11 protein-coding genes are annotated in these 11326 nt (G+C 68.3%); 4 read left to right on the top strand and 7 right to left on the bottom strand.

The genetic code is table 11. The features are described from left to right. Positions 1-428 precede the first annotated feature (428 nt). The 7 genes from ABT342_RS37220 to ABT342_RS37190 all read right to left on the bottom strand — a co-directional run bounded on the left by ABT342_RS37220 (position 429) and on the right by ABT342_RS37190 (position 6666). Positions 429-1892 (bottom strand): nucleobase:cation symporter-2 family protein, encoded by a 1464-nt coding sequence (locus tag ABT342_RS37220; RefSeq protein ID WP_502965683.1) that lies wholly within the window; start codon positions 1890-1892, stop codon positions 429-431. 267 nt (positions 1893-2159) lie between these two features. After that, positions 2160-3545, bottom strand: coding sequence for an 8-oxoguanine deaminase (locus ABT342_RS37215; RefSeq protein WP_351583746.1), 1386 nt, complete (start codon positions 3543-3545; stop codon positions 2160-2162). A gap of 464 nt (positions 3546-4009) precedes the next feature. Beyond that, on the bottom strand, positions 4010-4933 hold the full coding sequence (gene pucL / locus ABT342_RS37210; protein WP_351583743.1) for a factor-independent urate hydroxylase: 924 nt from the start codon (positions 4931-4933) through the stop codon (positions 4010-4012). A gap of 5 nt (positions 4934-4938) precedes the next feature. Beyond that, positions 4939-5328: a hydroxyisourate hydrolase gene (gene uraH, locus ABT342_RS37205; RefSeq protein WP_351583739.1), complete on the bottom strand. Its 390-nt coding sequence runs from the start codon at positions 5326-5328 to the stop codon at positions 4939-4941. Further along, positions 5325-5837: a 2-oxo-4-hydroxy-4-carboxy-5-ureidoimidazoline decarboxylase gene (gene uraD, locus ABT342_RS37200; RefSeq protein ID WP_351583736.1), complete on the bottom strand. Its 513-nt coding sequence runs from the start codon at positions 5835-5837 to the stop codon at positions 5325-5327. Before uraD ends, uraH begins: the two co-directional genes overlap by 4 nt. 155 nt (positions 5838-5992) lie before the next feature. Next, positions 5993-6418 (bottom strand): helix-turn-helix domain-containing protein, encoded by a 426-nt coding sequence (locus tag ABT342_RS37195; protein ID WP_502965682.1) that lies wholly within the window; start codon positions 6416-6418, stop codon positions 5993-5995. Further along, positions 6415-6666: a thiamine-binding protein gene (locus ABT342_RS37190; RefSeq protein WP_351583733.1), complete on the bottom strand. Its 252-nt coding sequence runs from the start codon at positions 6664-6666 to the stop codon at positions 6415-6417. The genes ABT342_RS37195 and ABT342_RS37190 overlap by 4 nt, the downstream gene beginning before the upstream one ends. Positions 6667-6791: 125 nt before the next feature. Between ABT342_RS37190 and ABT342_RS37185 the strand changes: the two genes are divergently transcribed. From ABT342_RS37185 to ABT342_RS37170, 4 genes are all read left to right on the top strand, one after another. Continuing rightward, positions 6792-7631, top strand: a complete 840-nt coding sequence (locus ABT342_RS37185) for a TIM barrel protein (protein ID WP_351583730.1) — start codon at positions 6792-6794, stop codon at positions 7629-7631. 37 nt (positions 7632-7668) lie between these two features. Continuing rightward, complete coding sequence (locus ABT342_RS37180; RefSeq protein WP_351583727.1) at positions 7669-8562, top strand: 2-hydroxy-3-oxopropionate reductase; 894 nt, start codon at positions 7669-7671, stop codon at positions 8560-8562. 226 nt (positions 8563-8788) lie between these two features. After that, the gene (locus ABT342_RS37175; RefSeq protein WP_351583724.1) at positions 8789-10246 is read left to right on the top strand and encodes a catalase; all 1458 of its coding nucleotides are present in this window, start codon (positions 8789-8791) and stop codon (positions 10244-10246) included. Positions 10247-10916: 670 nt separating this feature from the next. Next, on the top strand, positions 10917-11234 hold the full coding sequence (locus ABT342_RS37170; RefSeq protein WP_351583721.1) for a hypothetical protein: 318 nt from the start codon (positions 10917-10919) through the stop codon (positions 11232-11234). The last annotated feature ends 92 nt before the right edge of the window (positions 11235-11326 follow it).

Genomic DNA, 11326 nt, shown 5'->3' with positions numbered 1-11326 from the left:
GGGCTTCGCCCCCAGACCCCCGTACCGCCCTTCGGGCGGTGTCCTCAATCTCCCCCTACGCCCTGGCGGGCGTGGGGGGACCCCCAGACGGGCTCGGAATGAGCCCCTCCGGCGAATGAGGAGCGGGGGTTCGGGGGCAGAGCCCCCCACGCGGCGGAGCCGCAAATCGACACTGCGGGAAGGGGCGGGTAGGGGCTGTGTCCGATATGCGGCTCCGCCGCGTGGGCCCGCCGCAGGCGCCCACCCGCCTTCACGGCCCGGCCGGCATACGGCAGCGCGCGTACAGCACACATCCCGTGCCGTACGCGCGCTGTCCGCCGAGCAGTTGCCCGACCCGACGGCAGGCGGCCGGGACCGGTCCGATGAACGGTCGGTCGGACCGGTCCGGAAGGGGCGGCCGCCTCGCTCGGTGGCGTCTCGCCAAGGGATCAGTGCACCGGAACCGTCTTCGTGGTCCGGCTCTCCGAGATCTCCTCGCCCGGCTCCATCGGGGCCGTGACGTCATCGGCGTCGCTGCCCTTGCCGATGTGGTTGAAGATGAGGTTCAGCAGCACGGCGGTCACACACCCGGTCGAGATCCCGGAGTCGAGGATGATCTTCGCGGTCTCCGGGAAGGCGTGGTAGAACTCCGGGGCGCTGATCGGAATGATGCCCACGGCCAGCGAGACGGCCAGGATCAGCACGTTGTTGTCCTTCTCCAGACCGGCCTTGACCAGCGTCTGGATGCCGCTCGCCGCGACCGAGCCGAAGAGCACCACACCCGCGCCACCGAGCACCGGCCGAGGTACGACCGCGATCAGCGAGGCGGCCATCGGACACAGGCCCATCAGGACCAGGAACCCGCCGCCGCAGGCGACGACGAACCGGCTGCGGATCTTCGTCATCGCGACCAGGCCGATGTTCTGCGCGAAGGCGCTGGCCATGAAGCCGTTGAACAGCGGGCTGATGGCCGAGCCGAGGGTGTCGGCGCGCAGTCCGGCCGCGATGGTCTTCTCGTCCGCCGGCCGGTCGACGATCTCGCCGAGCGCCAGCATGTCGGCGGTCGACTCGGTCATCGACACGACCATGACGACGCACATGGACACGATCGCGGCGAGCGCGAACTGCGGGGCGCCGAAGTGCCACGGGGTGGGGAAGCCCACGATGCTCGCGTCGGCGACCGGGCTGAAGTCGGTCACGCCGAACGGGATCGCGATGAGCGTGCCGAGTACGAGGCCGATCAGTACGGCGATCTGCTTCACGAAGCCACGTGTGAAGCGGCGCAGTACCAGCACGATGACCAGGGTGATGGCGGCGAGCGTGAGGTACGTGGTCGAGCCGTAGTCGTCCGCCGTGGGATTGGGACCTTGGGCCCATCCGAAGGCGACGGGCAGCAGCGAGATACCGATGAGGGTGATCACGGTGCCGGTGACGACGGGCGGGAAGAAGCGTACGAGCTTGCTGAAGAACGGGGCGGCTATGAAGCCGAGAACACCCGCGACGATGATCGCCCCGAAAATGATCGGGAGCGCGTCGCTCTTGTCCTTCGTCGTGTCGACGATGGCCAGCATGGGAGCGACACCGGCGAAGGTGACGCCGTTGACGAAGGGGAGCTTGGCGCCGATGTTCCAGATGCCGAGCGTCTGGAGGAAGGTCGCGAGACCCGCGGTGAACAGGCTGGCGCCGGTCAGGAAGGTGAGCTCGGTGGCGGAGAGGCCGACGGCCGCTCCGACGATGAGAGGCGGGGCCACGACACCCGCGTACATGGCGGCTACGTGCTGTAGGCCGCTGGTGATCATCTTGAGGGGCGGGAGCGTCTCGTCGACCGGGTGCTTCTGATCGGAATTCTGATCGTGGCTCTGGTCTTCGGGCGCGGCGTCTGCATCGGTCTGAAACCTGGGCTTGGCGGCCACGGGCGGTTCCTCCGGTCGGTTAACACGTCGGCGGAGACGTGGGTATCAGGGAGGTGGTGCAAAGTGTGGTGCAAAGAACTGCAGGTGGTGCTGTGTGATGTGCGCCCATGTGAAACGTGTGCCGGTGGGGGCTGCGGCACGGACACCGTCCCCGGGGGGTGCGTACCTTTGGCGCACGCACGCCCCGGGCGACGGCTGCCATGAACCCCGCTCGGGTCCAGGGCTGCCGGACGAGGGCCGTCCCCCTCGTCCGGACTATCAGGGGGGTCAGGCCTCCGCGGAGATCCGCGCGAGGCGCTGCGCCTCGTCCCGCGTGGAGCGGGCGATGGCGTCCTCGTCGACGTGGAGCAGTCGGCTGTCCTCGACGACCGGCTTGCCGTTGACGAGGGAGAGCGTGACCGGGGCCGCCGCGCCGAAGACGAGGGCGGTCACCGGGTCGGCGATGGAGGAGTGGGCCAGGGTGTCCAGCTTCCAGAGCACCAGGTCGGCGAGCTTGCCGACCTCGAGCGAGCCGATGTTGTCGGCGCGGCCGAGGACCTGGGCGCCGCCGTACGTACCGAGGCGCAGGGCCTGGCGGGCGTTGAGCGCGGCCTCGCGGTGCGCGCCGAGGCGGTTGATCAGCAGGGCGTTGCGCAGCTCGGTGTGGAGCTCACCGGACTCGTTGGAGGCGGTGCCGTCGACACCGAGGCCGACCGGGACGCCGGCCTTCAGCATGTCCGGCACGCGGGCGATGCCGGCGGCCAGGCGGGCGTTGGAGGACGGGCAGTGGGCGACACCGGTCTTCGTACGGGCGAAGGCCTCGATGTCGGAGTCGTTCATGTGGACGCAGTGGGCCATCCACACGTCCTCGCCGAGGAAGCCGGTCGACTCGAAGTAGTCGGTCGGGCCCATGCCGAACAGCTCGTGGCAGAACTTCTCCTCCTCCACGGTCTCCGAGCCGTGGGTGTGCATGCGCACACCGAGACGCCGGGCGAGGGCGGCACCCTCACGCAGCAGGTCGGTGGAGATGGAGAAGGGGGAGCAAGGGGCGACGGCGACCTGGGTCATCGCGTCGAAGGAGGCGTCGTGGTACTTCTTGACGGTTTCCTCGGTGGCGATGAGCGCACCCTCGGTCGTCTCGACGGCGAAGTCCGGCGGCAGGCCGCCGTCCTTCTTGCTGCGGTCCATGGAACCGCGGGCGAGGGTGAAGCGGACACCCATCTCCGAGGCCGCGCGGATGATCGCGCCGGAGAGGTCGCCGGAGCCCTGCGGGTAGACGTAGTGGTGGTCCATCGCGGTGGTGACACCGCCACGGGCCATCATCGCCAGCGAGCCCTGCGCGGCGGAGTACGCCATCTGCTCGTCGATGCGCGACCAGGTCGGGTACAGCGCGACCAGCCAGTTGAAGAGGTTGTGGTCGGTGGCCAGACCGCGGGTGATCCACTGGTAGAAGTGGTGGTGCGTGTTGACCAGGCCCGGGGTGACGAGGTGACCGGTGCCGTCGATGCGGCGGACCACGTTCTCCAGGTTCTCGGGTGCCTTGCCCGCGCCGATCGACTCGATCCGGTTGCCGGCGACGACGATGTAGCCCGAGGCGTACTCGGTGTCGTTGGCGTCAACGGTCGCGATCGCACAGTTCTCGATGACGATGCGCGGGGCTGCCGATACTGCCATGGCGGTGCGTCCTTTGTCTTTCAGTGGCGGTGCGGGCACGGCAGGACCCTAGGGGGATTTGAGTGCCACTGCCACGTGAGCCACGCGGCCGTGGGTGCCGAGAAGGTGGAAGAAATCTGGGGCACGGTGAGCGGGGCGATACGCTGCGTACACGTGTCAGGGAGGCCACGCCCGGAGGGCGGGCGGTGGGAGACCCGGTGGACGGAGTCCCGGACGCGAAGACCGGTGTGGGAGCGGTACGCGGCGGGGCGAGGCGCTACGGGGTGAGGCGCGCCCGGGGCGTACTCGGCGCGGCGGCAGGCGGCCCGGCGGCGCTCGGAAGCCGCTCGGCGGGCCGGCGGGCTCGCCGGGTGGACACAGCGGCCGTCGTGGGCCGGACGTGAGGACTGTGCCATTGCGTGTTCCCTCCGGTCGGGCACGGCCCCGCCCGGTGTCGGGCGGGCGGGGCCGTACTCAGTACCGCGTCAGAGGTTGGTCATGTCGACCGGGATCCGCGGCTCGACGCCGTCCCGCAGGATGGTGGCCTCGATGAGGCCGTACGGGCGGTCGGCGGCGAAGTAGACCTCGTTGTCGTTCTTGAGGCCAAAGGGCTCAAGGTCGACGAGGAAGTGGTGCTTGTTCGGGAGCGAGAAGCGGACCTCGTCGATCTCCGAACGGTTGTTGATGATGCGCGAGCCCATCTGGTACAGCGTCTGCTGCAGGGAGAGGGAGTAGGTCTCCGCGAAGGCCTGAAGCATGTGCTTCCTGACCTGCTCGTAGGACTTCTCCCAGTTCGGCATCTTCTGCTCGTCGTCGGTCCAGTTGAACCGCCAGCGGCCGGAGACCTGGGTCGCCAGGATGCGGTCGTACGCCTCCTGGAGGGTCGTGTACTTGTCCTTGACGTAACCCCAGAACTCGGAGTTCGTCGAGTTCATCACGATCAGGTCCTTCAGACCCGAGATGACCTGCCAGTTCTCACCGTCGTAGGTGATCTCGCTGACGCGGGTCTCCTGGCCCTTGCGGACGAAGGAGTGCTTGACGTCGTCCGCGCCGATGAACTTGGAGTTGGCGTCGGAGGTCTCGATGCGCTCCCAGGCGTATTCCTCGATGCGGATACGCGCCTGGTGGATCGGCTCCTGCGAGTTCACGAAGTGACGCGCGAGGTGGATGCCGAACTGCTCGGCGGACTCGATGCCGTACTCCTTGGCGAACGCGTACACCGTGTTCTTGGTGGTGTCCGTCGGCAGCACGTTGGCGTTCGAGCCGGAGTAGTGGACGTCGTCCATGTCGCCGGAGAGGGCGACCGAGACGTTCAGGTCCTTGATGTGATGGGTGTCGCCGTCCCGCGTGATCTTGACGACGCGGTTCTCTGCTTTGCCGTACTGGTTCTGGCCGAGAATCGTGGGCATGTCTGCTAGCTCCCTCGGTAAACGGAGTAGCCGAACGGGTTGAGCAGCAGCGGTACGTGGTAGTGCTCGCCCGGGTTGACCGCGAAAGTGATGGTCACCTCGGGGAAGAACGCACCGCTGTCCCTTACGCGGGGGGCGTCCTGCTGCGCCTCGGCTTGCTTCTTGGAAAAGTACGCCTCGGTCTCGAAGTCGAGACGTACGTGGGTGGTGCCTTCCGGCAGTGCCGGCAGGTCCTTGCAGCGCCCGTCCGCGTCGGTCGCGGAACCGCCGAGCGCCACCCACTCCGCGTCGGACCCGGAACGGGCCGACAGGGAGATGGCGACGCCCTCGGCGGGGCGGCCGACGCTGGTGTCCAGGATGTGGGTGGACACCGACGCTGTGGTCTCGGTGCTCATGCGCTCTCTTCCTCTACGAGACGGGTCAGGCGGATGCGGTTGATCTTGCCCAGCTCGGCGCGGACGATTTCCCGCTCCTGCTCGGGCGAGTTCCCGATCCGCTCGCGGACCGCGTCCCTCATCTGCTCGCCGGTACGGCCAGTGGCGCAGATCAGGAAGACGTGGCCGAACTTGTCCTGGTAGGCCAGGTTCAGCTCGAGCATCTCGACCTTGAGCTCGTCGGAGGCGCCGGCCATCCCGCTCTGCTCGCGGGAGGAGGTCGGGTCACCGGGCTTCGGGCGGCCGATCGGCGGGTGCCCCGCCATCGCGTCGGCCAGGTCGTCGGCGGTCAGCTCCGCCATGGCGGCGTCGCTGGCACTGAAGAGGGCCTCCACGGTGGCGTACGGGCGCTGGGCGAGCAGCTTGCTCCCCCACGCCGAACTGCTGCACACCTCGTGCAGCGCGGCCGAGGCCTCGCTGTCGCCTGAGGTGTTGAACCGGGCCAGGCCCGGTACGGAACTCGAAGTCACGGGAGCCTCCGTGGCTGTTTTTCGCTATGCGTTGGACGGGCTGCGGATAGCTAACGCCTTCCGCCAACACCCCGTCAACACTTTGTTGAAACTTCCTGGACACAAAAGCCGCCGTCCCGACATCTGGACGGCGGCTGTGTACACGGAGTCACAATCTACTCACCCTTCGCGGCGTTTTCCCTGTTCAGGTAGTTGTAGACCGTGAAACGGCTGACGCCGAGCGCGCCCGCCACCGTCTCCACTCCGTGCCGCACCGAGAAGGCGCCACGCGCCTCCAGGAGCCGCACGACCGACTGCTTGGTCTTGCGGTCGAGGGCGGACAGCGGCATGCCGTGCCGGCGCTCCATGGCGGCCAGAATGTGATCCAGCGACTCGGAGAGCTGCGGCAGGCGTACGGCGAGGACCTCGACGCCCTCCCAGACGAGGACGACGTCGTCGCGTCCCGCCTGCGAGGGAGCGAGCACCTCGGCCCCCATGGCGTCCACCAGCGGCTTGACCGCGATGACCAGGGGATGCTCGCCCGGCTCGACCGTCTCCACCGAGAGGTGCTCGCCCGGAGGGTGCTCCTGCGACTCGCTCACTTCTCGCCCTCCTCGATCACGTTCACCTGCAGCGAGACTCTGGTGGCACCCGCCCCCAGAGCCTGGCGCAGCAGCGAGTCGACGGCGGTGAGCACCTCGTCCGCGCCGCCTTCCGCCGTATTGCCGAAGGGCCCGACGTCCACGGCGTCGAGATCCGCCGCCTGGATGACCTCACGGGCCACCACGGCGTGGCTGGGCGCCTCGTCCAGGTCGAAGGGCTCTGTCGTGAACTCCACTCTCAATCGCACGGGAGTCAACCTACTGCGCCGGGGACGGGTTCCGGAGGGCCCCCTTGACAAGAACGCTGTTCCGCCTGCAATCTTCCGTTAAGCAGAAACGAACTTCCGCAATACGGAAGGAGCGCCGACCCCTCATGGGATACCCGGACCAGCGCTTCGATGTGAACCTCTCGATCCTCTTCACGGAACTCCCGCTCCTGGAGCGTCCCGCGGCCGCAGCCGCGGCGGGCTTCACGGCGGTCGAGCTGTGGTGGCCCTGGATCGACTCCCCCACGCCCCCGCAGGCCGAGCTCGACGCCTTGAAGAAGGCGCTCGACGACGCCGGCACCCAGCTGGTGGGCCTCAACTTCTACGCCGGGCAGCTGCCCGGCCCGGACCGCGGCGCTCTGTCCGTACCCGGTGAGGAGTCCGACCGCTTCCGTGCCAACATCGACGTCGCGGCGGACTTCGCCGCCTCGGTCGGCTGCAAGGCGCTGAACGCGCTCTACGGCAACCGCGTCGAGGGCGTCGACCCCGCCGTTCAGGACGAGCTCGCCCTGGAGAACCTGACCCTGGCGGCCCGCGCGGCCGACCGGGTCGGCGCGATCCTCCTGGTCGAGACCCTGAACAAGCCGGAGTCCCCGCTCTACCCGCTGGTGAGCGCCCCGTCCGCGATCGAGGTCGTGGACAAGGTGAATGCGGCGACCGGCCTCGGGAACGCCAAGTTCCTCCTCGACATCTACCACCTGTCGATGAACGGTGAGGACGTCAGCCAGGTCATCGCGGCGTACGCCGACAAGACCGGCCACGTCCAGATCGCCGACAACCCGGGCCGCGGCGCGCCGGGCACCGGCTCGCTCCCGCTGGAGCAGCTCCTCGACGAGCTGAAGAAGGCCGGTTACGACGGCTGGGTCGGCCTGGAGTACAAGGCCGGCGACCGCCCGAGCGCCGAGTCCTTCGACTGGCTGCCCGCGGACGCCCGCGCGGCCCGCTGACTTCTTTCCGTACCACCAGTTTTTGAGAGGCACCCTCATGAGCAACCTTCCCAAGATCGCGTGGATCGGTCTCGGCATCATGGGCTCCCCCATGTCCGAGAACCTGATCAAGGCCGGCTACTCGGTCACCGGCTTCACCCTTGAGCAGGACAAGCTGGAGCGTCTGGCCGCGGCCGGCGGCACCGCCGCCGGCTCGATCGCCGAGGCCGTCAAGGACGCCGACGTCGTCATCACGATGGTGCCCGCCTCCCCGCAGGTCGAGGCCATCAACTACGGCCCGAACGGCATCCTGGAGAACGCCAAGTCCGGCGCGCTCATCATCGACATGTCGTCGATCACCCCGCAGACCTCGGTCGACCTGGCCAAGAACGCCGCCGAGAAGGGCATCCGCGTCATCGACGCCCCGGTGTCCGGCGGCGAGGCCGGCGCCATCGAGGCCGTGCTGTCCATCATGGTGGGTGGCGAGCAGGCCGACTTCGACGCGGCCCTCCCGATCCTCGAGGCGCTGGGCAAGACCATCGTCCTGTGTGGCCCGCACGGCTCCGGCCAGACGGTGAAGGCTGCCAACCAGCTCATCGTCGCGGTCAACATCCAGGCGTGCGCCGAGGCCGTCGTCTTCCTCGAGAAGTCCGGCGTGAACCTCACGGCCGCCCTGGACGTCCTCAACGGCGGTCTGGCCGGCTCCACGGTCCTGACCCGCAAGAAGGACAACTTCCTGAACCGGGACTTCAAGCCCGGTTTCCGGATCGACCTGCACCACAAGGACATGGGCATCGTCACCGACGCCGCCCGTAACGTCGGTGCCGCGCTGCCCGTCGGCGCCGTCGTCGCCCAGCTGGTCGCCTCCCTGCGCGCGCAGGGCGACGGTGGCCTGGACCACTCGGCCCTGCTGCGCGCCGTCGAGCGCCTCTCGGGCCAGACGGTCGCCTGAACCCTCCCGGGTTCCCCCCGGGGTCGTACGACCCCACCTGTGGTCTGAACGGCCCCCCAGAGACATCCGGGCCGTGGCTGCGCTGACACCTGTCCTGTCGCGCCCAAGTGCAGCCACGGCCCGGATTCATCACCTTCATTTCAACAAACTGTTGACGTTTTGACGGGGCGAATTTACGCTCCAGAAACGCTCAGCAGCTCCCGCACGGAAGGTCTACCCGCCACCAATGACGCAGCGCGTTCTTACGACCGAGTCCGGCGCCCCGGTCGCCGACAACCAGAACTCCGCCACCGCCGGCGTCGGTGGCCCGCTCCTCCTCCAGGACCAGCACCTGCTGGAGAAGCTCGCCCGCTTCAACCGTGAGCGCATCCCGGAGCGTGTCGTGCACGCCCGCGGCTCCGGCGCCTACGGCTACTTCGAGGTGACCGACGACGTCACCGGCTTCACCAAGGCCGACTTCCTCTCCGAGGTCGGCAAGCGGACCGAGACGTTCCTCCGCTTCTCCACCGTGGCCGACTCGCTCGGTGGCGCGGACGCCGTCCGCGACCCGCGCGGCTTCGCGCTGAAGTTCTACACCGAAGAGGGCAACTACGACCTCGTCGGCAACAACACCCCGGTGTTCTTCATCAAGGACCCGATCAAGTTCCCCGACTTCATCCACTCCCAGAAGCGCGACCCCTTCACGGGCAAGCAGGAGGCGGACAACGTCTGGGACTTCTGGGCCCACGCCCCCGAGGCCACGCACCAGATCACCTGGCTGATGGGTGACCGCGGCATCCCGGCCTCGTACCGCCACATGAACGGCTACGGCTCCCACACCTACCAGTGGACCAACGCCAAGGGCGAGGCCTTCTTCGTCAAGTACCACTTCAAGACGAACCAGGGCATCCGCAGCCTCTCCTCCGAGCAGGCCGCCGAGGTCGTCGGCAAGGACGCCAACAGCCACCAGACCGACCTGCTGCAGGCCATCGAGCGCGGTGTGAACCCCTCGTGGACCCTGTACGTCCAGGTCATGCCTGCGGCTGAGGCGGCGGACTACCGCTTCAACCCGTTCGACCTGACCAAGGTGTGGCCGCACAGCGACTACCCGCTGCAGCGCGTGGGCCGTCTGGTCCTCGACCGCAACCCGGACAACGTCTTCGCCGAGGTCGAGCAGGCCGCGTTCTCCCCGAACAACTTCGTTCCGGGTATCGGCCCCTCGCCGGACAAGATGCTCCAGGGCCGCCTGTTCGCCTACGCGGACGCCCACCGCTACCGTCTCGGTGTCAACCACACCCAGCTGCCGGTGAACGCCCCGAAGGCGACCGTCGCCGACAACTACGGCCGCGACGGCTTCATGGCCACCCGTAACGGCTCGCGCACGGACAAGAACTACGAGCCCAACTCGTACGCCGGCCCGGCCCAGACGGACGCGGCCCTCTCCGCCCCGCTGGCCATCCACGGCTACACGGGTACGCACGAGGCCCCGCAGCACTCCAAGGACGACGACTTCTTCCAGGCCGGTGAGCTCTACCGCCTGATGTCGGAGGAGGAGAAGCAGCGTCTGGTCGCGAACATCGCCGGTGGCCTGTCCCAGGTCTCCCGCGACGACGTGATCGAGAAGAACCTCGCCCACTTCCACGCCGCCGACGCCGACTACGGCAAGCGCGTCGAGGAGGCTGTCCGCGCCCTGCGCGAGGACTGAGCGAGCGGGAGCAATCCCTGGGAGTGATCCCTAGACCGCGTACGGGAGTTGACTGGGAGGTCTCCCTCCCGTACGCCGTCCGAACCGCCGGCCCGGATGAGGGGTGGCCTGCGGCAAGGACAGCTTGAGGACCGCGGCGGCGAGCGAGCCAGTGCGGTGGTACGGGCGCCCGACCCCCTTCTTGACCTGAAGGAAGGCCAGGCCGGAAAGCCCATCGCCCCGCCGCGGTCCCGAGAGCCCTCCCCCACGGCTCGGGCCTCACGGCTCTGAGAGCCCCACAGACCCCGCCCGGCGGCGCGAACGTCCTGTCGCGCCAGCCTCGCACCGTCGGGCGGCAACAACTTCACAGCCCCACAAGCCAGGGCGCACGGTGCGGTTTACGGTCCCGCACCGCGTTCCCGAGCGATCGGCCAGCGACCTGCGCACAGAGGTCGCTGGCCGATCGTGTTTGAGAAATTGGGAACATCACGGGAACACGATCATGCAGATCGGCCCCTATCGTCCCAGTACCGCGTCAGGATCCCGTTCACGGCAGCTGGTGGTTCCGAGCAACGACTCAGCGGTGCGCGACGAGGCGTTGCAGGCTGTGGCCGGCCATAGGTGCCGCGCTCCATATCGGCCCGGCGCATCGCTCCTCCGGCGAAGGTATGTCCGCGGGAAGGAGACGGCTGTGCACACCAAGCGACCATTGATACTGCTCGCCCCCGGCCTCGTGGCCTCCCTCGCGCTGTCGCCCGTCGTCACCACGCAGGCCCTGGCCTCGCCCGCCCCGGTACGGGCGGCCGCGGCAGCCCCCAGCGTCGACCCGGACCCGAAGCCCGACATCAAGAAGCACCCCGCCTACCAGGCCGCCTACACCCAGGGCCAGGTGCAGGGCGAGAAGGACGCCTCGAGCGACTTCAAGAAGGGCGGGTGGCGTGTCCTGCCGCCCAAGGCGAAAGGTTCCGACCCCAAATCAGCGCAGAAATCGCGAACGCCTTCATTTTGAGCTGCCCCGAGTTTCGTAGAGTCCGATCTTGATGGTTCAGGCGGACTGCGGGGTTTGCTCCTGGCTACGCCAGAAGGCTTCCTCGTACTCGG

It is taken from the genome of Streptomyces sp. NPDC000410 (assembly GCF_040300305.1).
GTDB lineage: Bacteria > Actinomycetota > Actinomycetes > Streptomycetales > Streptomycetaceae > Streptomyces.
This window is presented reverse-complemented; position numbering and strand designations above follow the sequence as displayed.